Source organism: Citrobacter sp. XY323 (assembly GCF_025106035.1).
GTDB classification, from domain to species: Bacteria; Pseudomonadota; Gammaproteobacteria; order Enterobacterales; family Enterobacteriaceae; genus Citrobacter; species Citrobacter braakii.
Genome location: NZ_JANYUK010000001.1, coordinates 534,508 through 556,287 on the forward strand (window position 1 = coordinate 534,508; position 21,780 = coordinate 556,287).

18 protein-coding genes are annotated in these 21,780 nt (G+C 53.1%); 8 read left to right on the forward strand and 10 right to left on the reverse strand.

The window, feature by feature from the left end; all coding sequences use genetic code 11:
• Nucleotides 1–8: 8 nt before the first annotated feature.
• The 5 genes from sdhB to sucD all read left to right on the forward strand — a co-directional run bounded on the left by sdhB (nucleotide 9) and on the right by sucD (nucleotide 7,126).
• Nucleotides 9–725 carry a succinate dehydrogenase iron-sulfur subunit SdhB gene (gene sdhB, locus N0B36_RS02485; protein WP_003022921.1) on the forward strand — a complete coding sequence of 239 codons (717 nt, stop codon included), beginning with the start codon at nucleotides 9–11 and terminating at the stop codon, nucleotides 723–725.
• Between the two features lie 235 nt (nucleotides 726–960).
• Nucleotides 961–3,762, forward strand: coding sequence for a 2-oxoglutarate dehydrogenase E1 component (gene sucA, locus N0B36_RS02490; protein ID WP_016152283.1), 2,802 nt, complete (start codon nucleotides 961–963; stop codon nucleotides 3,760–3,762).
• A gap of 14 nt (nucleotides 3,763–3,776) precedes the next feature.
• Nucleotides 3,777–5,000, forward strand: coding sequence for a 2-oxoglutarate dehydrogenase complex dihydrolipoyllysine-residue succinyltransferase (gene odhB / locus N0B36_RS02495; protein ID WP_016156001.1), 1,224 nt, complete (start codon nucleotides 3,777–3,779; stop codon nucleotides 4,998–5,000).
• A 90-nt stretch (nucleotides 5,001–5,090) separates the two neighbouring features.
• Nucleotides 5,091–6,257, forward strand: a complete 1,167-nt coding sequence (gene sucC, locus N0B36_RS02500; RefSeq protein WP_003022927.1) for an ADP-forming succinate--CoA ligase subunit beta — start codon at nucleotides 5,091–5,093, stop codon at nucleotides 6,255–6,257.
• Nucleotides 6,257–7,126 (forward strand): succinate--CoA ligase subunit alpha, encoded by an 870-nt coding sequence (gene sucD / locus N0B36_RS02505; RefSeq protein WP_003022929.1) that lies wholly within the window; start codon nucleotides 6,257–6,259, stop codon nucleotides 7,124–7,126. The genes sucC and sucD overlap by 1 nt, the downstream gene beginning before the upstream one ends.
• 81 nt (nucleotides 7,127–7,207) lie before the next feature.
• On the opposite strand, the gene N0B36_RS02510 is transcribed toward sucD, so the two are convergent.
• Nucleotides 7,208–7,924 carry a GntR family transcriptional regulator gene (locus tag N0B36_RS02510; protein WP_019076293.1) on the reverse strand — a complete coding sequence of 239 codons (717 nt, stop codon included), beginning with the start codon at nucleotides 7,922–7,924 and terminating at the stop codon, nucleotides 7,208–7,210.
• Nucleotides 7,925–8,108: 184 nt separating this feature from the next.
• On the opposite strand from N0B36_RS02510, the gene mngA reads away from it, so the two are divergent.
• Together mngA and mngB are read left to right on the forward strand one after the other, a co-directional pair.
• On the forward strand, nucleotides 8,109–10,025 hold the full coding sequence (gene mngA, locus N0B36_RS02515) for a PTS 2-O-a-mannosyl-D-glycerate transporter subunit IIABC (protein WP_049281830.1): 1,917 nt from the start codon (nucleotides 8,109–8,111) through the stop codon (nucleotides 10,023–10,025).
• A gap of 24 nt (nucleotides 10,026–10,049) precedes the next feature.
• On the forward strand, nucleotides 10,050–12,683 hold the full coding sequence (mngB, locus tag N0B36_RS02520) for a mannosylglycerate hydrolase (protein WP_259686030.1): 2,634 nt from the start codon (nucleotides 10,050–10,052) through the stop codon (nucleotides 12,681–12,683).
• Between the two features lie 53 nt (nucleotides 12,684–12,736).
• Here mngB and N0B36_RS02525 read toward each other — a convergent pair whose 3' ends face one another.
• From N0B36_RS02525 to otnK, 8 genes are read right to left on the reverse strand one after another with little or no spacing between them, the layout of a single operon-like run.
• Entirely contained in the window at nucleotides 12,737–13,390 is a 654-nt protein-coding gene (locus N0B36_RS02525) for an aspartate/glutamate racemase family protein (RefSeq protein WP_016152288.1), read from the reverse strand.
• Nucleotides 13,387–13,806 carry a heme-binding protein gene (locus N0B36_RS02530; RefSeq protein WP_016152289.1) on the reverse strand — a complete coding sequence of 140 codons (420 nt, stop codon included), beginning with the start codon at nucleotides 13,804–13,806 and terminating at the stop codon, nucleotides 13,387–13,389. The genes N0B36_RS02525 and N0B36_RS02530 overlap by 4 nt, the downstream gene beginning before the upstream one ends.
• 5 nt (nucleotides 13,807–13,811) lie before the next feature.
• Complete coding sequence (locus tag N0B36_RS02535) at nucleotides 13,812–15,158, reverse strand: bile acid:sodium symporter family protein (RefSeq protein ID WP_049281826.1); 1,347 nt, start codon at nucleotides 15,156–15,158, stop codon at nucleotides 13,812–13,814.
• 21 nt (nucleotides 15,159–15,179) lie between these two features.
• A complete protein-coding gene (locus N0B36_RS02540) occupies nucleotides 15,180–15,992 on the reverse strand; it encodes a 3-keto-5-aminohexanoate cleavage protein (RefSeq protein ID WP_259686031.1) in 813 nt (270 codons plus the stop codon).
• A 28-nt stretch (nucleotides 15,993–16,020) separates the two neighbouring features.
• Nucleotides 16,021–16,797, reverse strand: a complete 777-nt coding sequence (locus N0B36_RS02545; RefSeq protein ID WP_216404208.1) for a hydroxypyruvate isomerase family protein — start codon at nucleotides 16,795–16,797, stop codon at nucleotides 16,021–16,023.
• On the reverse strand, nucleotides 16,778–17,584 hold the full coding sequence (locus tag N0B36_RS02550; protein ID WP_046274719.1) for a DeoR/GlpR family DNA-binding transcription regulator: 807 nt from the start codon (nucleotides 17,582–17,584) through the stop codon (nucleotides 16,778–16,780). The genes N0B36_RS02545 and N0B36_RS02550 overlap by 20 nt, the downstream gene beginning before the upstream one ends.
• Before the next feature lie 9 nt (nucleotides 17,585–17,593).
• Nucleotides 17,594–18,238, reverse strand: a complete 645-nt coding sequence (locus N0B36_RS02555) for an aldolase (protein ID WP_259686032.1) — start codon at nucleotides 18,236–18,238, stop codon at nucleotides 17,594–17,596.
• Nucleotides 18,235–19,491, reverse strand: coding sequence for a 3-oxo-tetronate kinase (otnK, locus tag N0B36_RS02560; protein ID WP_259686033.1), 1,257 nt, complete (start codon nucleotides 19,489–19,491; stop codon nucleotides 18,235–18,237). Before otnK ends, N0B36_RS02555 begins: the two co-directional genes overlap by 4 nt.
• Before the next feature lie 371 nt (nucleotides 19,492–19,862).
• Here otnK and N0B36_RS02565 point away from each other — a divergent pair, with 371 nt between their 5' ends.
• Nucleotides 19,863–20,756 carry a PocR ligand-binding domain-containing protein gene (locus N0B36_RS02565; RefSeq protein WP_141874985.1) on the forward strand — a complete coding sequence of 298 codons (894 nt, stop codon included), beginning with the start codon at nucleotides 19,863–19,865 and terminating at the stop codon, nucleotides 20,754–20,756.
• Here N0B36_RS02565 and cobA read toward each other — a convergent pair.
• Nucleotides 20,735–21,523, reverse strand: a complete 789-nt coding sequence (gene cobA, locus N0B36_RS02570; RefSeq protein WP_053090133.1) for a uroporphyrinogen-III C-methyltransferase — start codon at nucleotides 21,521–21,523, stop codon at nucleotides 20,735–20,737. The two genes, N0B36_RS02565 and cobA, sit on opposite strands and share 22 nt — an antisense overlap.
• Between the last annotated feature and the right edge of the window lie 257 nt (nucleotides 21,524–21,780).

Genomic DNA, 21,780 nt, shown 5'->3' on the forward strand with positions numbered 1-21,780 from the left:
ACAGGACAATGAAACTCGAGTTTTCAGTTTATCGCTATAACCCGGATGTTGACGACGCTCCGCGCATGCAGGATTACACCCTGGAGGCGGAAGAAGGGCGCGACATGATGCTGCTGGATGCGTTGATGCAGCTGAAAGAAAAAGATCCGTCGTTGTCGTTTCGTCGCTCATGCCGTGAAGGGGTCTGCGGCTCCGACGGTCTGAACATGAACGGCAAAAATGGACTGGCCTGTATCACACCTATTTCTGCGCTGAATCAGCCGGGCAAGAAAATTGTCATTCGCCCGCTGCCAGGTTTACCGGTTGTGCGCGATTTGGTGGTAGACATGGGGCAATTCTACGCACAGTATGAGAAGATTAAGCCTTACTTGTTGAATAATGGGAAAAATCCTCCGGCTCGTGAGCATTTACAAATGCCAGAGCAGCGTGAGAAGCTCGATGGGCTGTATGAATGTATTTTGTGTGCATGCTGCTCAACGTCCTGCCCATCATTCTGGTGGAACCCGGACAAGTTTATTGGCCCGGCAGGCCTGTTGGCCGCGTATCGCTTCTTAATTGATAGCCGCGATACCGAGACCGACAGCCGTCTGGAAGGTTTAAGTGACGCTTTCAGCGTATTCCGCTGTCATAGCATCATGAACTGCGTCAGCGTATGTCCTAAAGGGCTGAACCCGACGCGCGCCATCGGTCATATTAAGTCGATGCTGCTCAAACGTAGTGCATAAGTAGTTGTAGTTGCCGGGGAAGAGATTCCCCGGCCGTGCAGGGAAACCTCTAAAAACTGCCACATTGATAGCAATAATCGCAGCCTGAACGACGACGATTATTAGACAGTTTTTAAAGGTTCCTTAGCGGACGCAGATGACACGACAGTCCGCAACAAGTGAACCCCGGCACGCACATCGGTGTGCGTGGTAGTATCCACGGCGAAATAAGCATACAAATGCTTAAGGGATCACGATGCAGAACAGCGCTTTGAAAGCCTGGTTGGACTCTTCTTACCTCTCTGGTTCTAACCAGAGCTGGATAGAACAGCTCTATGAAGACTTCTTAACCGACCCTGACTCGGTAGATGCTAACTGGCGTTCGACGTTCCAGCAGTTACCTGGTACCGGAGTCAAACCGGATCAACTCCACTCAAAAACACGTGATTATTTCCGTCGACAGGCGTTGATTACCCCACGTTACTCTTCTTCTATTTCCGACCCTGATGCCAATGTGAAGCAGGTTAAAGTCCTGCAGCTCATTAACGCCTATCGTTTCCGCGGTCATCAGCATGCGAATCTCGATCCGCTGGGACTGTGGCAGCAAGAAAATGTGGCCGATCTGGATCCCTCCTTCCACGATCTGACCGATGCGGATTTCCAGGAAAGCTTTAACGTGGGTTCTTTTGCCGGTGGCAAAGACACGATGAAGCTGAGCGACTTGGTTGTCGCGCTGAAACAAACCTACTGCGGCCCGATTGGCGCCGAGTATATGCACATCACCAGCACCGAAGAAAAACGCTGGCTTCAGCAGCGTATCGAGTCTGGCCGTACTGCGTTCAGTAGTGAAGAGAAGAAACGCTTCCTCAGCGAACTGACTGCAGCGGAAGGTCTGGAACGCTACCTGGGTGCAAAATTCCCGGGCGCGAAACGCTTCTCGCTGGAAGGCGGTGATGCGTTAATCCCAATGCTCAAAGAGATGATCCGCCACGCCGGTAATAGCGGTACCCGTGAAGTGGTACTGGGTATGGCGCACCGTGGTCGTCTGAACGTCCTGGTTAACGTGCTGGGTAAAAAGCCGCAGGATCTATTCGACGAATTTGCGGGCAAACATAAAGAACACCTCGGCACCGGTGACGTGAAGTACCACATGGGCTTCTCATCAGATATCGAAACCGAAGGCGGTCTGGTGCATCTGGCGCTGGCGTTTAACCCGTCGCACCTGGAAATCGTTAGCCCGGTGGTTATCGGTTCCGTACGTGCACGCTTGGATCGTCTGGACGAGCCGAGCAGCAATAAAGTGCTGCCAATCACTATTCATGGTGATGCGGCAGTAACCGGGCAAGGCGTGGTTCAGGAAACCCTGAACATGTCGAAAGCGCGTGGTTACGAAGTGGGCGGTACCGTTCGCATCGTTATCAACAACCAGGTGGGCTTCACCACCTCTAACCCGCTAGATGCACGTTCTACACCGTACTGCACCGACATCGGTAAGATGGTTCAGGCGCCGATTTTCCACGTGAACGCGGATGACCCGGAAGCGGTCGCTTTCGTAACGCGTCTGGCACTGGATTTCCGTAATACCTTTAAACGCGATGTCTTTATCGATCTGGTGTGCTACCGCCGTCACGGCCACAACGAAGCCGACGAGCCAAGCGCAACCCAGCCGCTGATGTATCAGAAAATCAAAAAGCATCCGACTCCGCGCAAAATCTACGCTGACAAGCTGGAAGCGGACAACGTCGCTACGCTGGAAGATGCGACCGAAATGGTCAATCTGTATCGTGACGCGCTGGACGCAGGCGAATGCGTGGTCAAAGAGTGGCGTCCAATGAATATGCACTCCTTCACCTGGTCGCCGTACCTCAACCACGAATGGGATGAAAACTACCCGAACAAAGTTGAGATGAAGCGTCTGCAGGAGCTGGCAAAACGCATCAGCACCGTGCCTGAAGCGGTGGAAATGCAGTCGCGTGTTGCCAAAATTTACGGCGACCGTCAGGCCATGGCCGCAGGCGAGAAGCTGTTCGACTGGGGTGGCGCAGAGAATCTGGCTTACGCCACGCTGGTTGATGAAGGTATTCCGGTACGTCTGTCGGGTGAAGACTCTGGCCGCGGAACCTTCTTCCACCGTCATGCGGTGATTCATAACCAGGCGAATGGTTCAACGTACACTCCGCTGCAGCATGTGCATAACGGCCAGGGCACGTTCCGCGTATGGGACTCCGTGCTGTCTGAAGAAGCGGTGCTGGCATTCGAGTACGGTTATGCCACGGCAGAACCGCGCACCCTGACTATCTGGGAAGCGCAGTTCGGTGACTTCGCCAACGGTGCGCAGGTGGTTATCGACCAGTTCATCTCTTCCGGCGAGCAGAAATGGGGCCGTATGTGCGGTCTGGTTATGCTGCTGCCACACGGCTATGAAGGTCAGGGCCCGGAGCACTCCTCCGCGCGTCTGGAACGTTATCTGCAACTTTGCGCTGAGCAAAACATGCAGGTTTGCGTCCCGTCTACCCCGGCACAGGTTTACCACATGCTGCGTCGTCAGGCGCTGCGCGGAATGCGTCGTCCGCTGGTAGTGATGTCACCGAAGTCGCTGCTGCGTCATCCGCTGGCGGTGTCCACGCTGGACGAACTGGCAAATGGCACCTTCCTGCCAGCCATTGGCGAAGTAGATGAACTTGATCCTAAAGGCGTGAAGCGTGTCGTGATGTGTTCTGGTAAGGTTTATTACGACCTGCTGGAGCAACGCCGCAAGAACGACCAAAAAGATGTCGCCATTGTGCGTATCGAACAGCTCTATCCGTTCCCGCATAAAGCGGTGCAGGAAGCGCTGAAACCGTTTGCTCATGTACATGATTTTGTCTGGTGCCAGGAAGAGCCGCTCAACCAGGGCGCATGGTACTGCAGCCAGCATCATTTCCGTGAAGTAATTCCATTTGGGTCAGCTCTGCGTTATGCAGGTCGCCCGGCCTCTGCCTCTCCGGCAGTAGGATATATGTCCGTTCACCAGAAGCAGCAACAAGATCTGGTTAATGACGCGCTGAACGTCGATTAAATAAAGGATAAATAATGAGTAGCGTAGATATTCTTGTTCCCGACCTGCCTGAATCCGTAGCGGATGCAACGGTTGCAACCTGGCACAAAAAACCGGGCGATGCAGTACGTCGTGATGAAGTACTGGTAGAAATCGAAACTGACAAAGTGGTACTGGAAGTACCGGCATCAGCGGACGGTATTCTTGATGCGGTTCTGGAAGATGAAGGGACAACCGTCACTTCTCGCCAGATCCTCGGTCGCCTGCGTGAAGGCAACAGCTCTGGCAAAGAGACCAGCGCCAAGTCTGAAGAGAAAGATTCTACTCCGGCACAACGCCAGCAGGCGTCTCTTGCTGAACAGAACAACGATGCCCTGAGCCCGGCGATCCGTCGCCTGCTGGGTGAGCATAATCTCGAAGCCAGCGCCATCAATGGCACCGGCGTCGGTGGTCGTATCACGCGTGAAGATGTTGAAAAGCATCTGGCCAAAGCACCGGCTGCGAAAGCAGAAGCCAAAGCGCCGGCCGCCGCGCCTGCACCACAGGCTCAACTGGGCGCTCGTGGCGAAAAACGTGTTCCGATGACCCGTCTACGCAAACGCGTAGCTGAGCGTCTGCTGGAAGCGAAAAACTCCACCGCCATGCTGACCACGTTCAACGAAGTCAACATGAAGCCAATCATGGATCTGCGTAAGCAGTACGGTGACGCGTTCGAGAAACGTCACGGTATCCGTCTGGGCTTTATGTCTTTCTACGTGAAAGCGGTTGTTGAAGCGCTGAAACGCTATCCGGAAGTGAACGCGTCCATCGACGGCGATGACGTGGTGTACCACAACTACTTTGATGTCAGCATGGCGGTCTCCACGCCGCGTGGCCTGGTCACGCCGGTCCTGCGTGATGTGGATCTGCTGGGTATGGCTGACATCGAGAAAAATATTAAAGAGCTGGCAGTTAAAGGTCGCGACGGCAAGCTGACGGTCGACGATCTGACGGGCGGTAACTTCACCATCACTAACGGTGGCGTGTTCGGTTCCCTGATGTCTACCCCGATCATCAACCCACCGCAGAGCGCCATCCTGGGTATGCATGCCATCAAAGATCGTCCGATGGCCGTAGACGGCAAGGTTGAAATCCTGCCGATGATGTATCTGGCGCTGTCTTATGACCACCGTTTGATCGATGGTCGTGAGTCAGTAGGCTTCCTGGTAACCATTAAAGAGTTGCTGGAAGATCCGACGCGTCTGCTGCTGGACGTGTAGTAAATAAGAGTATCACCTGCCCCGTAGGTCTGGAGGCTTATCAGGCCTACGGGTAAAAGATAACGATTACCTGAAGGATGGACAGAACACATGAACTTACATGAATATCAGGCAAAACAACTTTTTGCCCGCTATGGCTTACCGGCACCGGTGGGATATGCCTGTACTACTCCGCGTGAAGCTGAAGAAGCTGCATCTAAAATCGGCGCAGGCCCGTGGGTAGTGAAATGTCAGGTTCACGCTGGTGGCCGTGGTAAAGCGGGCGGTGTGAAGGTTGTGAACAGCAAAGAAGACATTCGCGCTTTTGCTGAACACTGGCTGGGTAAACGTCTGGTCACTTACCAGACAGACGCCCATGGTCAACCGGTAAATCAGATTCTGGTTGAAGCAGCGACCGACATTGGTAAAGAACTTTACCTCGGTGCAGTTGTTGACCGTAGTTCCCGTCGTGTGGTCTTCATGGCCTCTACCGAAGGCGGCGTGGAAATTGAAAAAGTGGCGGAAGAAACGCCGCACCTGATCCACAAAGTAGCGCTCGATCCGCTGGCCGGTCCGATGCCTTATCAGGGTCGTGAACTGGCGTTCAAACTGGGTCTGGAAGGAAAACAGGTTCAGCAGTTCACCAAGATCTTCATGGGTCTGGCGACTATCTTCCTTGAGCGCGATCTGGCGCTGATCGAAATCAACCCGCTGGTGGTGACCAAGCAGGGTGATCTGATCTGCCTCGACGGCAAACTGGGCGCTGACGGCAACGCGCTGTTCCGCCAGGCTGACTTGCGTGAAATGCGCGATCAGTCTCAGGAAGATCCGCGTGAAGCACAGGCTGCACAGTGGGAACTGAACTACGTCGCTCTGGACGGCAACATCGGTTGTATGGTTAACGGCGCGGGCCTGGCAATGGGCACCATGGACATCGTTAAACTGCACGGCGGCGAACCGGCTAACTTCCTTGACGTTGGCGGCGGTGCGACCAAAGAGCGTGTAACCGAAGCGTTCAAAATTATCCTCTCTGACGACAATGTTAAAGCCGTACTGGTTAACATCTTCGGCGGTATCGTACGCTGCGACCTGATCGCGGACGGTATCATCGGCGCGGTAGCAGAAGTGGGCGTTAACGTTCCGGTCGTGGTACGTCTTGAAGGTAACAACGCTGAACTCGGCGCGAAAAAATTGGCTGATAGCGGCCTGAATATTATTGCAGCGAAAAGTCTGACGGATGCAGCTCAGCAGGTTGTTGCCGCAGTGGAGGGGAAATAATGTCAGTTTTAATTAATAAAGATACCAAGGTTATCTGCCAGGGCTTCACCGGTAGCCAGGGGACATTCCACTCTGAACAAGCGATTGCTTACGGTACGCAAATGGTCGGCGGTGTTACGCCGGGCAAAGGCGGCACCACGCATCTGGGTCTGCCGGTGTTCAACACCGTACGTGAAGCAGTAGAAGCGACCGGCGCAACCGCCACCGTTATCTACGTTCCGGCTCCGTTCTGCAAAGACTCCATCCTGGAAGCTATTGATGCTGGCATCAAGCTTATCATCACCATCACCGAAGGTATCCCAACGCTGGATATGCTGACCGTGAAAGTGAAGCTGGATGAAGCTGGCGTGCGCATGATTGGCCCGAACTGCCCAGGTGTTATCACCCCTGGCGAATGTAAAATCGGCATCATGCCGGGCCATATTCACAAGCCTGGTAAAGTCGGTATCGTTTCTCGTTCCGGTACGCTGACCTATGAAGCGGTTAAGCAGACCACCGACTACGGTTTTGGTCAGTCTACCTGTGTGGGTATCGGCGGCGACCCGATCCCAGGCTCTAACTTCATCGATATCCTGAAGCTGTTCCAGGAAGATCCGCAGACCGAAGCGATCGTCATGATCGGTGAGATCGGCGGTAGCGCGGAAGAAGAAGCGGCGGCGTACATTAAAGATCATGTGACCAAGCCGGTTGTGGGTTACATCGCGGGTGTGACTGCGCCGAAAGGTAAACGTATGGGTCATGCTGGTGCGATCATCGCAGGTGGTAAAGGTACGGCGGATGAGAAATTCGCTGCGCTGGAAGCCGCTGGCGTGAAAACCGTTCGTAGCCTGGCCGATATCGGCGAAGCGCTGAAAACAGTGATTAAGTAAGAAAAAAAACAGCCCTGACTCTCTGCATAGTCAAGGGCTGGTCCCGTTTCGACATGGTTGGCCATCTGATGATGGCCTTTTTTAATGGCGTCGTTTTGCCACCAGCGTAAATTTATAATCGTCGCTTTTGAAGGTGTTGCGGCTGTATTCAAAAACGCGTCCATCGAGCAGAAACCCGCGAGAGATTTTCTCCAGCACCGGTTTCCCCTGCGGCATGCCCAGCATTTCTACAGTATCCTCATCCGGAATAACCGGGATCAGTTCCTGCTCGCTGCGATCGATAACCATCTTTTTGATCTGTTCTATATAGTGATATTTAGAATTTTCCATCACCTCCCAGGTGAGATCGGGAAAGAGGGCGAGCGGCATCCATGTCTCTTCGAGGGTAACGGCTTTCTGCTTAATAAAACGAACCCGTTTTACATGCCAGACTTTATCTTCAGCCGCCAGCTGTAGCCACTCGGCCAGCATCTCTCCTGCTGGAATGACCTCAAAGACCTTCACTTCGCTGTGCGTTTCAACCTGACGGTCGGCAAGCTTCTCATAAAAACTGGTGAGCTGATAAATGTCGTAATTGACGCGCTCCTCTTTCACATACCAACCGCTGCCCTGAATGCTCTCGATAATATTCTGTTCCGTCAGCAGCTTGAGTGCTTGCCTGATGGTCACGCGGCTGACCTCGAAACGGCTCTGTAGCGTAGATTCTGTGGGAAGTGCATCACCTGGTTTTAATTCACCTTTTGCAACTTGTTCGCGCAGAACGTCGGCTATCTGGCGGTACATCGGTTTTTTGCTCATCTCTTTTCGCTTTTGTCGGCAATAAAGTCAGATATTCACGACAAATTATGCGTACATTTTATCAATAGTAAATAATACAAATTAAATACAAATATTGTCTCGTTAGTGAAATTGATCACGTAAAGGTATTGTTTTGTCTGCGACAATCGCGGCACATAATAATGACAATCCTCTGAGGACCATGATGAATTTGACAATACTGTCCCACCCTCGCGCAGTCTGTGTGCAGGCGAGATTTACCGATCGTGACGATGCCATTCGCCAACTTACGCAGCGGCTGACCGAATTAGGCAAAATCACCGATGCCGACGCTTATCTGGCGGAAGTTTTTCACCGCGAATCGCTGGGACCTACGGCGCTTGGCGAAGGATTGGCGGTACCGCACGGTAAATCGTCGGCCGTGAAAGAGGCGGCTTTCGCGGTGGCGACGCTGAGTGAACCGATGGACTGGGAAGGTATTGATGGCCCGGAGTCTGTTGAACTTATTTTTTTGCTGGCGATCCCGCCAGATGAAGCCGGTTCAACTCATATCCAAATCCTGACCGAACTGACCACCTGCCTTGCGGATGAGGGTCTGCGTGCTCGCGTGATGGCGGCGACCAGCGCCGAAGCGGTGCTGGCGGCGTTAGTGGTCGAAACACCGCCGCAGGCCGCAGTGGCGACGGCGGATGCGCCAACGATTGTTTGCGTTACCGCATGTCCGGCGGGCATTGCGCATACCTATATGGCGGCTGAGTATCTGGAGAAAGCCGGCCGACAAATGGGCGTTAACGTGGTGGTGGAAAAACAGGGTGCCAATGGCATTGAAGACCGCTTAACGGCTCAACAACTGAATGATGCGCGCGCCTGCATTTTCGCCGCAGAGGTCGCTATTAAAGAAAGTGAACGTTTCAACGGTATCCCGGCGATCTCCGTTCCGGTTGCCGAACCGTTGCGCCACGCAAAAGCGCTGATTGAACAGGCGTTAGCGCTGGAGCCTCTGCAAAGCCAGCGTGTTTCTCAGCCACAGACAGAGGTGAAAAAGGGGCTGAAAACCGACCTGAAACAAGCACTGCTGAGCGGAATTTCGTTTGCCGTGCCGTTAATCGTCGCCGGAGGGACGGTACTGGCGGTGGCGGTATTGATTGCACAGATTTTCGGCCTACAGGATGTGTACAGCTTAGAGAAGTCCTGGCTGTGGATGTATCGCCAACTCGGCGGCGGGATGCTGGGCACGCTGATGGTTCCGGTACTGTCGGCCTATACCGCTTATTCGCTGGCGGATAAACCAGCGCTGGCTCCAGGCTTTGCGGCGGGTCTGGCGGCGAACTTAATCGGCTCGGGTTTTCTTGGCGGTGTTGCCGGTGGCCTGATTGCCGGTTATCTCATGCGTTGGGTGAAACAGCATCTGCGATTAAGCAGCAAATTCAATGGCTTTTTAACGTTCTACCTCTATCCGGTGATTGGCACGTTGGGCGCGGGTAGCCTGATGTTGTTTGTGATTGGCGAGCCTGTCGCCTGGATCAATACCTCGCTGACGGCCTGGCTAAATGGGTTATCAGGCACCAACGCGCTACTGCTCGGTATGATCCTGGGCTTTATGTGTTCGTTTGATCTTGGCGGTCCGGTCAATAAAGCGGCATATGCCTTTTGTCTGGGCGCGATGGCCAACGGTGTATTCGGCCCCTACGCCATTTTCGCTTCGGTAAAAATGGTTTCTGCTTTTACCGTCACCGCCTCAACCATGCTGGCGCCACGCCTGTTCAAACAGTTTGAGATTGAGACCGGTAAATCCACCTGGCTGCTCGGCCTTGCTGGGATTACCGAAGGCGCGATTCCGCTGGCGATTGAGGACCCGATTCGGGTGATTGGCTCTTTAGTGATGGGGTCGATGGCGACCGGAGCCATCGTTGGGGCCATGGGGATTGGGCTTTCGACCCCTGGTGCCGGGATTTTCTCGCTCTTTTTACTTATCCCCGCAGACCTAAGCGCGGTGATGGCCGCTGCGGGCTGGTTTGGCGCCGCGCTAATTGGGACGATTATCTCCACGGCGATTTTACTGCTCTGGCGTCGTCAAGCGGTTAAACAGGGGAAATACGTCACCGATAGCGTGATGCCGTAAGCACTTACTCAACAGGAAATGACGATGAAAGCAGTATCTCGCGTTCACATTACGCCGCATATGCACTGGGACCGTGAGTGGTACTTCACCACCGAAGAGTCGCGTATTTTGCTGGTTAACAATATGGAAGAGATCCTGACTCGCCTTGAGCAGGATGCAGAGTACAAATATTACGTGCTGGATGGTCAAACGGCGGTGCTGGAAGACTATTTTGCGGTGAAACCTGAAAACCGGCAGCGGGTTAAAGCGCTGGTGCAGGCCGGGAAGCTTATTATCGGCCCCTGGTACACGCAAACGGATACGACCCTCGTTTCCGGTGAGTCAATTGTCCGCAATCTGATGTACGGCATCCGCGATTGTATGGCCTTTGGCGAACCGATGAAGATAGGTTATCTACCTGATTCATTTGGGATGTCCGGGCAGATGCCGCATATTTATAATGGTTTTGGTATCAACCGGGCTCTGTTCTGGCGTGGGTGCTCTGAACGTCATGGCACCGATAAAACCGAATTTTTATGGCAAAGCGCTGACGGTAGCCAGGTGACGACACAGGTATTGCCGCTGGGCTATGCGATTGGTAAGTACTTACCCGAGGATGAGGCCGGGCTGCGTAAGCGACTTGACGGCTACTTCGAGGTGCTGGAGAACGCCTCGGTGACTAAAGAAATCCTATTACCCAACGGGCATGACCAGATGCCGTTACAGCAAAACATCTTTGCGGTGATGGATAAACTGCGTGAAATCTACCCGCAGCGAAAATTTGTCATGAGCCGCTTCGAGGAGATTTTTGCTCATATCGAAGCGCATCGGGAGACGTTGGCTACCCTGCACGGCGAGTTTATCGACGGTAAATATATGCGCGTGCATCGTACGATTGGATCCACACGAATGGATATCAAAATTATCCATGCGCGTATTGAGAATAAAATCGTAAACCTGCTGGAACCGCTCGCCACGCTGGCCTGGAGTTTAGGTTTTGAATATCACCACGGTCTGCTGGAGAAAATGTGGAAAGAGATTTTAAAGAATCATGCCCACGACAGCATCGGCTGTTGCTGTAGCGATAAAGTGCATCGTGAAATCGTTTCACGCTTCGTGCTGGCCGAAGATATGGCCGACAATTTGATTCGATTTTACCTGCGTAAAATCACTGACAACATGGCGCACAGTGAAGAAGACAAGCTGGTGATGTTCAACCTGATGCCCTGGCCGCGTGAGGCGGTGATCAATACGACCGTACGTCTTCGCGCCAGCCAGTTCCGCCTGCTTGATGGCAGTGGAAATGAAATCCCTTATTTTATTCGTGGCGTGCGCGAGCTTGATCCTGGTCTTATCGACCGGCAAATCGTCCATTACGGCAACTACGAGCCGTTTATGGAGTTTGATATTCAGCTCAACCAGATTCTACCTTCGATGGGGTACTGCACGCTGTATATTGAACCGCACGTTGCTGGCCGTCAGGCGATACCCACTCCGGCGACCCAGGCACTGTTGGAGAACGCGTTCTGGCTGATCGATCTCAATGACGATGGAACGCTACAGCTACGCGATAAGGATTCAGGGATTGTTTATCAACGCGTACTGGAGATTGAAGAAAGCGCCGACGACGGGGATGAGTACGATTACTCCCCCTCGCGCGAGGATTGGCGCCTCACGTCTGCGGGCGTTGCGTTTGAGCATGAAATTATCCGCGAGGGATGGCAAGACCGGGCAATCATTCGCTATCGGATGGCGGTTCCGGCGGATCTGGAGGCGCGCGCGTCACGTCAGCGCAATGGTGAAGTTAGCATCGAAATAGGTGTTACGCTAAGCCATAACAGCCGGCGGATTGAGGTTGATATTCGCATTGACAATCAGGCTGACGATCACCGAATTCGGGTGCTTATCCCCACGCCATTTCACACTAATGACGTGTTGGCTGATACCCAGTTTGGTTCGCTGCTACGGCCTGTTCACGATGAAGCGATGGCCAACTGGCAGGCTGAGGGATGGAAAGAAGCGCCGGTGCCGGTCTGGAATCTGCTCAACTACGCCGCGCTGCAGGAGGGGCGTCATGGACTCGCGGTGTTTAGCGAAGGATTGCGCGAATTTGAGGTAGTGGGTGAGGAGAAAAAAACGTTTGCTCTGACGCTGCTCCGTGGCGTCGGCTTACTCGGAAAAGAGGATCTCTTATTACGTCCCGGCAGGCCGTCAGGCATAAAAATGGCGGTACCGGATTCCCAGATGCGGGGCGTGCTACACGGGCGCTTTTGCCTGTTTAGTTATAGCGGGACGCCGCTTAACGTTGGCCTGGCTCAGCAGGCGCGTGCCTGGCTGACGCCCGTCCAGTGTTATAACAAAATCCCGTGGGATGCGATGAAGCTCAACAAAGCAGCATTTACTGTTCCCGATAGCTACAGCCTGTTGAGTATGTCACCGGTTGGCTGTCAGCTTAGCGCGCTAAAAAAAGCAGAGGACAGAGATGAAATCATCCTGCGTTTATTTAATCCCTCTGACAGCGTCAGCTGCGATGCCGCCGTGTCGTTTAGCCAAAGCGTAATGCATTGCCGCGAAACCGGTATGGATGAAATACCCGCTGGCGAGCAGAGCGATGCGAAGGGGATTAACGGCGTGTTTCGGCCAGGGCAGTCGCGGACGTTTAGTCTGAAACTGGCCTGAAAGAAGTGATGAGTCAGCGCCAGCAATCTTATGCTGGCGCTGACCGACCGCTATCAGGATGATGCCAGTGTTTTCAACCAGCGAATTCCGCTTTCCGGCGAGGTCATTACCGGCACCGGCGGGGAAGGGAGCTGCTGTAAAACGCGCGCCATCGAGGCTTGCGCCAGCATCACAACATCCGCCTGGGTAAAGGCGCTCTGTAACCCTTCACTGACGATACGGTCATGAGTATCCATGTCTCCCGCCAGCAGCGCGTGGAATGCCTCCTCCATTAATATAGGCGTGATGGTTCGCGATTTACCGCTCTGCTGCACTTTGCGCTGTACGTAATCCAGCGTTGGCTTCAGCGTGGTTGCCACGGTCGCCAGTACGGCGATCCGCTCACCTTTTTCAATCGCCTCTTCCACCATTGCGCAGTCAATGCGCGCGAGCTGCAGTGGGGTCATAAACTGGCATTGCTCCACCGCAGTACCAATTGAGGAGCAGGCGGTAATAAAGATATCGCAGTCCGCCTTTTCGGCAATATGTACATAATCGGCGATGCGGGCGGCAATATTGGGCGTCACGCCCTGGGCCTTCATTACCTGCTTGATCATGGATTCTTCCACCAGGTGCATGACTTCCACATCCGGCATGATGTCGGCAATCAGCTGTTGCATCATCGTAAGCGTGGCGGCACTGGTATGCAGCATGGCGACCTTTTTCATTGGGCAATCTCCTTAAGTAACGTTTCCGCGACGGCCAGCGCCGCATCATGATCTTCCTGCGCGGATAAACCGCCTACCGCGACGGCCCCAAGGCATTTTCCTTGGTGCAGAATCGGGATCCCGCCCGGCAGCGCCGTAAACAGCGGGTCGGCAAAATAACCGATATCCAGTTGCTCTTTCTGCAGGCGCTGTAAAAATGCCTGCGTGGTACAGCCCAGGCGGCTACTAGTGCGTGCTTTGCGCTGGGTTAACTCGATGGTTAACAGTTTGGCGTTATCCATCCGCGCAAAGCTGAGTAGTTCGCCATTGGCGTCGCATACGGCTACGCTTAACGGGCGTTTTGCGTAACATGTTTCGGCGAGGTCGAGCGCAGAGGCCACGGCGCGCAGGGCATGCCCCAGAGTGAGAGTTGTCATCGTGATTATCCTTTTGACAGATTTTCGCAAGCGGGTTGAACGGGATCTTTGGCTGCGGCGGCCTGCGCCTGTCTGGCGTCTTTCTTGCGCCAGTAGTTCGCGAGCAGCGAGCCGCTGACGTTGCCAAGTGGAGTCATCACCGCCGAGGCCAGGCCAACCGTTGCCAGTTTGCCCATCGCTGCGGCAAGCCCGGACGCCATGCCGCCGTTTTGCAGGCCGACTTCAAAGGCTACGGTGCGGGCAGACTGTACGTCCATGCGGAAGATCCAGCGGCTCATCAGATAGCCAATCAGGAAGCCGCCGAGGTTATGCATCAACATGGCGAAGCAGAGCAGGAAGCCGACCTGCACCAGGTTCTCGCGCCCGGCTGCGGCTGCGGTGGTCGTAAAGAAAATGATCCCCATCATTGAGATGGTCGGCATGATTTTCTTCACGCCCGCCACGCGGCCATACAGCCAGTTGTAGAACAATGCCCAGACGAGACCGCCTGCCACGAAGTTGAGCACCACCGCGTACATTTGCGCGTCGGCGCTGGCGTGACCAAACAGCGCGTCCCAGCCGCCAGCAATCATATACAGCAACCAAAGAGCGCCGATCCCGGCCAGCATCTGGACGACACGGCGTCCGCGCACGCCCGCATAGGTTTTCAGATAGTCATGCAGAATTGCCGCGCCGATGGGGATCAATACGATTTTCACCACATCCATTACCATTGCGGTGAGCTGGATATCGATCATCGACCCCGCCAGCAGATTAACCCACAGCGGCGTCATCACCGTCGCCGCCAGCGTTGAGACTGCGGCGATCGAGACCGCCAGCGCCAGGTTGGCGTTCGCGATATAGACCATGACGGTAGAGGAGAGTCCGCTTGGGCAGGCGCCAATCAGCAGAATCCCGACCGCCACCTCAGGCGGAAAGTTAAAGATAAGCGTAATGCTCAGGCCGAGCAGAGGCATGATAACGAAGTGGCAGAAGGTGCCAATAAACACCGCCCACGGCATTTTGGCGACGTCAATAAAATCCTGGATCGTTAGCTTAGTGCCCATGCTAAACATGGTGGCCTGAATGACGAGGAACACGATCCATTTATGGGTGATATTGAAACCGCCCCAGACGATCAGATCCGTAGACCAGGTCATGGCGGCGACAAATCCGGCGATGATCCATAGCGTAAATTGATAGCTGCGTAGACCCGGCCAGTAGCCTGCACCGGCGGCGAATCCGGCGGTGAACATCACCAGCCCGGGCTGCCAGAGCGCCGCGGACTGGATTAGCGCACCGATAATCGCCAGCGCCGCGCCCGCAACGCTGATACCGAGTCCGGTTTTGTGAATAACAGTGGTCATAGTCATGTTGAAATGTCCTTGCTGTTGTTATTGCTGCCGGGATGGAATAGATAACATGTGCCGCGCAATTTCTGGCGTGGCGACTTTTTTATCCATGCTGCGAATGAGCGTGGCGAGTTTGGCAACCTGCTGGTAATTATGCTGTGCTTTTTCTTCAGCGCTTAAATAATAGCTATCCTCAAAGCCGATTCGTACTTCACTGGCCCCCATGCCGACGGCGGCGGCAATAATATCGAAATTCTTTCTGCCAAAATGAGTAATACCCCATAAGGCATCGCGCGGGATCATGCTACGCAGAGCAATTAAAGCGTCAATGGTTGCTGGCGTACTGCCGCGATGGCCGAGGACGATATTAAAGAGCATGGGTTTTTGGAATTTTATTTTATCTTCAAGGTTCAGGATGTTATTAATCATGCCAATTTCAAAAACTTCAAACTCGGGAATAATATTGTGCTCGACAATTTGCCGGGAGCAATATTCCACGTCCGGACCGGGATTAAAGTACACCGCATCTCCGAGGTTGACGGAACCGACGTTCAGCGAAGCCATCTCTACGCCGGGGCAGGAGAGTGGCGCGCAGCGTTCGGCGATGGACATTGAAGAGACGCCGCCGGTAGATGCCTGAATAATCAGGTCTGAATGGCGCATGACGCTATCAATGGTCGCCTGAAGATCGGTGGTATCCGGCGTCAGGCGACCCTGTTTATCGCGAACGTGTAAATGCACGATGGACGCGCCATGCTCTACGCTGGCGAGTATTTCCTGCGCCAGTTCTGCGGGTATAACTCTGGGGCAATCCGCGGCAACGGGTGCCAGCGAAATAATAACAGTATCCGACATATTTTCCTCCGGTACAGAGATATTTAAATTATAGGTAAGGCGTTATCCAGTTTAATGAGTCGGGCCCTGATGTTGATGGTTGATATTCACAGCCAATCCAGCCCTGGTAATTCATTTTTCTAATAAAATCGAATAGCCATGTTTCATTTAATTCACCTGTTCCCGGTTCATGGCGATAGGGGACAGAAGCAATTTGAAAATGTTTAATTAAGGTGAAGTAGCGTTCAATATTTTTTGCCACATTGCCATGAATTTTCTGACAGTGGTAAATATCAAACTGTAAACCGATATTTTTCTTGCCAACCTCTTGAATAATAGATTCGGCCAACGGAAAGCTGTCAATAAAATAACCGGGCATATCCTGCGAATTTAACGGTTCAATCAGCACATCGATTTCCGCTTCAGCCATCATATCGCAGGCGATACGCAGCCGGTTGGCCAGGAGAGTGCGCTGAGCGTGAAGCGTCAGATCGTCGCAGCGCGAACCGGCCATAACGTGAACCCGACGACAGCCCAGCGCCGTGGCGTAATCACGCGCCACGTTGAGGCTATGGTGAAATTCCTGGTCTCGACCGGGCTGTGCGGCTAGTCCCCGCTCACCTTGTGCCCAGTTACCCGCCGGTGCGTTCATCAGCACCACCGGCAGGGATGTTTCCCGCTGTGCAGCGTGCAAATGCGCCAGCGGGTGCTGCCAGAGAAATAGCCCTTCAACGCCGCGAAAACCAGCCGCCTGCGCCGCCGCAAATCGCGCCGCTATCGGTAAATCTGTAAACAACCAGTCGAGGTTAGCCGCTAACTTCAGCATGGCGCGCACCCTCCCGGTTATCAACCAGATGCAGCTTAACGCCCTGGCTGGCAAGAGTTTGCTGGGCGTTTTCCGGTAACCGGTTATCAGAAATAATGTCGGTTAACTGTTCCAGCCCACAGATATGGAACATGCCGTATTTGCCAAACTTACTGCTGTCGCAGACCAGCACCCGACGCCGGGAAACGGTGAGTACCGCTTCTTTAACCGAGGCTTTCCCTTCGCTCGGCGTCGACATGCCGCGTTCGGTATCCCACGATGAGGAGCTCAGAAACGCCACGTCAATATTAATGGTGCGCAGAAAACTGGCGGCGCTTTTTCCAAGGCATGAGCGGTTACGCTGATCCACCAGACCACCGGTGTGATAGAGCGTTATGTGCGGCATATCCATCAGATAGTGGCTGATGGAAAAATCGTTGGTTACTACCGTCAGATTGAAACAGTGGCTGGCGGCGACCGCTTTCGCCACTTCAAACAACGACGTTCCGGCATCCAGATACAGCGTTTGTCCGGGCTCAATGAGCATGGCGGCGAGCTGGCCCATTTTACGTTTCACGTCATGATTCAACTCGGCTTTTTCCCGCCATGGCAGCTCGGATTTCAGCAGGTTATTGAGCTTCACTCCGCCGTTAATGGCAATAACTTTGCCTTCTTCTTCCAGCAACTGGATGTCGCGACGCACGGTCATATGCGACACGCTCATCAAATCTGCCAGTTCATTAAATGAGGCGGCATTTTTTTCGTGCACGTAGCGGTAGATAAAATCACGTCGTTGCTCGGGGATCATTATGTCACCTCACGCTTGCCGGGAATGTTCAAGTTCGGCCACCGCTTCTTCTGAGAGCGGAACATAGCCAAGCGGTTTTAACGTCAGCCAGATGCGGGCGCTGTCTTCCAGTTCTTCGGCGTTAAACACCGCCTCACGCAGCGAGCGACCGCTTACTACCGGCCCGTGATTGGCCAGCAGCGCGGCCGTATGGTCTGCCGCGACTTCACTCAGTGCGCTGGCAATGCCTTCATGGCCAGGCTTGAAATAGGGCAGCAGCGGTAACTGCCCGACGCGCATCACATAGTACGGTGTTAACGGCGGCAGGCAGTTTTTCGGCGTGGTGCACGGCAGGCAGGAGAGCGCGGTCAGCCATGGAGAATGCAGGTGCACGACCGCGCCGCAGGATGGCCGATGTCGATACCACGCCAGATGCATGGGCACCTCTTTTGAGGGTTTGTCGCCGCTAAGATGAACGCCGTTGGCATCCAGCCGACTTAGCGTGGCAGGATCAAGCTCGCCCAGACAAGAGTTGGTCGGGGTCACCAGATAGCCGCCATCCGGCATTTTGACGCTAAGATTGCCGGAACCGCCGCTGCTGTAACCGCGCATAAACAGGGAACGGCCATAGTGGACGAGTAGTTCGCGCAGTTGGTGTTCACTCACCGAATTCATAATGCGTACTCCTGGGCAGTAAAAAAGAAATCGTCGTCACCAAAGTTGCCTGACTTCAGCGCCAGCGCCAGACCGGAGGAAAATACCCACGGTACGCCTGGCGCAATGGCTTTGCCGACGGACAGACGCTTCACCTGCAAGGCTTCCACAACGGTGCCGGAGGTTTCTCCGCCCGCGACGATAAAGGTGTTTACACCCGCAGTTCGTAGCTTTGAACTCAGCCGGGCAAAAGCGTGTTCGATTGCCTGGCTGGCGGCCTGTTCGCCGTGCTCCTGTTGAATACGTTTGAGTACGTCTGGCGGCTGGGTGGCGTATATCAATGGCGCTAATGGGTCGCTGATATGCGTCATCGCCCAGGCGCTCAGTTCATCGGTGTAGCGTTCGGCATCAGACAGGCAGCGGGACACATCAAGCAAACGAGACGCTGCCGCGGCCTTATAGCGATTAACCTGACGATTGCTCATTGCCGAACAGCTACCGGAGAACACCACCGTTTTGGCAGGCAGTGGAAAAGAGTCCGGCGGCATGGATTGCTGGCCTCCGCTGCAGGCGGCCAGCGCGCCGCCGAGCCCGGAGCCCCCGGCTAACAGAGGGATGGCATGGAGAGCTTGCGCCAGCGTGTTGAGATCTGCTTCATCCAGCGTATCGACGATAACGTGACGCGTACCTTCAGCCTGAAGTTGGGCCAGGGCGTAAGTGACCGCTTCCACACCTTGACGCAGGGTCGTGAGGTTGATGCAACCAACCGCGCCTGGCGTTTGCGCGCTCAGCAGACGCGGCAGGCTGGCATCGTTCATTGGATTGAGCGGATGCTTTTCCATCCCGGATTCGTTAAGCAGTATGCCGTGTACAAAAAGATGACCATGCACCACCGTGCGTCCGTTTTGCGGCAGAGCAGGGCAGTGGACGATCAGCGGAACCTGCAGGTCGTTCATCAATGCATCGCTGACCGGGCCAATATTGCCTGTTGGCGTGGAGTCAAACGTCGAGCAATATTTAAAATAAATCTGGCGGACACCTGCATTTTGTTTCAGCCAGCGGGCACAGGACAGGGATTGGGCGACGGCCTGTTCTGCGGGTAATGAGCGGCTTTTCAGCGAGATGACGATAGCGTCAACCTCTTCATTCCAGCATTGCGCGGTATCGGGCATACCGGGCAGAAGCGCGACGCGCCACCCCTGCTGCGCCATAAAGCTTGCAATGTCCGTTGCGCCGGTAAAATCGTCGGCGATAACGCCTGTGGTGACGGCCATGGATCAACTCCGTTCAGATTGTTTGCTAATTGAACATATTATTCAGGAGGGCCTTTCACATTCACATGATGATTATCACAAATAAGCACATCATCAATTCAGATTAAAAACGGGTAATTTATTGAAAATAATGAAGTTAGGTGTTGAGTGTTGCGAAAAGAGTCTCACAAGAGAGTGTGAAGATTCGTTAATCTTTGAGAAAGCGAAGTCGCGGTGTGCTGCAGAGTATTATCGTGGTCGCTATAATTTTCTTGCCAATTGATCATAATCATCTGCACAAATGAGATTATTTTTTGCGGTAAGCATCATTCTTTCCTGAGGCTAATTTTTGCATATTAGCGGCCTTAATATTGTTAATGCCGGAGGATAACGTGCCGCTGAAAATCCAGGATGACTATTTACACCGTTTTTTCTCTATCGCAGAACTCTTCTCCCGAGCCACTGGGTTAGCCACAGTCGTCGTTGATATTAACGGTATAGCGTTGTCTGAATGTCATAATTTTAATTCGTTTTGCACATTAATGCGTGCGGATGAGCGCTATCGAGCAGGTTGCCAAAAGTGCGACAAGTACTGTGCTTTTGAGGCATTAAAACAGCTTAAACCCAGAATACTCACCTGTCATGCAGGGCTAAGCCTGTTCTCGATGCCATTAATTCATGAGGGAAACCTTTACGGTTTTATTATCTGCGGGCAGGTGCGGGTAAAGTATCAGGAATATAAAACTATCGCTATTGATAACAAAAACTCATGGATTAATAACCCCGAAATTAAAGCTGAGTGGGGCCAGTCTGCGATGGTGGATAATAATGTACTGGTGGCGTCAGCAAATTTGTTAAGTTTTATTGTTGATAATTTTGAGAAAGAACAATTGATCTCTGAGAAGATTGTTGTTCCGGCAACCCGTTACGCTCATCATTATTTCACTGAGCCTTCACGTCACGAGAAAAAACTTATGGCGGCGCTGCGTTATATTGACGAGAATTTGTATGGTGAATTGTCTTTGGAATCTGTCGCGGCTCATGTGTGCTTAAGCGCGAACTATTTCAGCCGGTTTTTCAAGAAACGCCAGGGTGTTAATTTTAAAACCTGGGTGAGTCAGAAAAAAATGCAAAAAGCAGGGGAGTTATTACACGATCCGGTTCATTCCATAGACAGTATTGCCAGGAAACTGCAATACGCGCAAACCAGTTACTTTTGCCGCGTTTTCCGGGCGGCGCATCAAACGTCGCCCCAGTCTTTTCGTCACGCCAGACTTTCGCAGTAAAGATTGTCTGGCAACGTGATGGCTTCAGGTATAAAAGAGAGTCGATCGCTCAGGGTCACCACATCTCCGATTACAATCAGCGCCGGTGGAACAATATTCGCTTCCTGCGCCTTGCTCAATAATGAACCGAGCGTGCAGGTCAGGCGGCGTTGATTTTCTCGGGTCGCGGACATAATTAGTGCGGCGGGCGTGTCTGCTGATTTCCCGCCCATCAACAACTCTTCACAGATAAACGCCAGATTGGCGATACCCATGACGATGACCAACGTGCCATTAAGTTTCGCCAGTTGACGCCAGTCCTGCTGCTGATTGCCTTCCCGCGTGTGGCCAGTCACCACGTGAAAGCCGGAGGCAAAATCGCGATGCGTCACCGGGATACCGGCATAGGTCAGGCCGCCAATCGTAGAACTAATACCCGGTACAACTTCAAAAGGGATGCCCATTTCAACCAGATCCTCAACTTCTTCAGCCCCACGGCCAAATACATACGGATCGCCACCTTTGAGGCGCACAATGTTGTGGTGTGTTTGGGCATACTGGACCAGCAGTGCGTTGATTTCACCCTGAGGAACGCAATGGAAGCCTGGATTTTTGCCGACATTGATAAGCAGGCAGTCAGGTAATGCCCATTCTAAAATTTTAGGATTGACCAGCCGATCGTAAATAATGACGTCGGCCTGTTTAATGCAGATCATTGCTTTGAGGGTCAGTAATGAAATATCACCAGGACCTGCTCCAACGAGCCAGACCTTTCCGAAAGTTTTCACAATGTGTCCTTTATCACGTCTGTCAAAAAATGGCACAAACGACATCAATAAATGATTAAAAGCAGTCGTTTGCCCGTAAGTTATAACGTGAAATTATCCAGGATTAGCGCGTGGATAATATTGATTAATCTCGCAAAGTTTTTTCTGCAATAAACAAGAAGACTTGAAAAATTATTAAGAACTTATTGGCACTATTTACTTAAGTTTAACCTTATTTAAATTGTGTTTATTGTTGTGCTTGAGTATTATTGGTTAAT

Coding starts and splice junctions, on each gene's coding strand:
- sdhB (WP_003022921.1), top strand. CDS start 9: ATGAAACTCGAGTTTTCAGTTTATCGCTATAACCCGGATGTTGACGAC.
- sucA (WP_016152283.1), top strand. CDS start 961: ATGCAGAACAGCGCTTTGAAAGCCTGGTTGGACTCTTCTTACCTCTCT.
- odhB (WP_016156001.1), top strand. CDS start 3,777: ATGAGTAGCGTAGATATTCTTGTTCCCGACCTGCCTGAATCCGTAGCG.
- sucC (WP_003022927.1), top strand. CDS start 5,091: ATGAACTTACATGAATATCAGGCAAAACAACTTTTTGCCCGCTATGGC.
- sucD (WP_003022929.1), top strand. CDS start 6,257: ATGTCAGTTTTAATTAATAAAGATACCAAGGTTATCTGCCAGGGCTTC.
- N0B36_RS02510 (WP_019076293.1), bottom strand. CDS start 7,924: ATGAGCAAAAAACCGATGTACCGCCAGATAGCCGACGTTCTGCGCGAA.
- mngA (WP_049281830.1), top strand. CDS start 8,109: ATGAATTTGACAATACTGTCCCACCCTCGCGCAGTCTGTGTGCAGGCG.
- mngB (WP_259686030.1), top strand. CDS start 10,050: ATGAAAGCAGTATCTCGCGTTCACATTACGCCGCATATGCACTGGGAC.
- N0B36_RS02525 (WP_016152288.1), bottom strand. CDS start 13,390: ATGAAAAAGGTCGCCATGCTGCATACCAGTGCCGCCACGCTTACGATG.
- N0B36_RS02530 (WP_016152289.1), bottom strand. CDS start 13,806: ATGACAACTCTCACTCTGGGGCATGCCCTGCGCGCCGTGGCCTCTGCG.
- N0B36_RS02535 (WP_049281826.1), bottom strand. CDS start 15,158: ATGACTATGACCACTGTTATTCACAAAACCGGACTCGGTATCAGCGTT.
- N0B36_RS02540 (WP_259686031.1), bottom strand. CDS start 15,992: ATGTCGGATACTGTTATTATTTCGCTGGCACCCGTTGCCGCGGATTGC.
- N0B36_RS02545 (WP_216404208.1), bottom strand. CDS start 16,797: ATGCTGAAGTTAGCGGCTAACCTCGACTGGTTGTTTACAGATTTACCG.
- N0B36_RS02550 (WP_046274719.1), bottom strand. CDS start 17,584: ATGATCCCCGAGCAACGACGTGATTTTATCTACCGCTACGTGCACGAA.
- N0B36_RS02555 (WP_259686032.1), bottom strand. CDS start 18,238: ATGAATTCGGTGAGTGAACACCAACTGCGCGAACTACTCGTCCACTAT.
- otnK (WP_259686033.1), bottom strand. CDS start 19,491: ATGGCCGTCACCACAGGCGTTATCGCCGACGATTTTACCGGCGCAACG.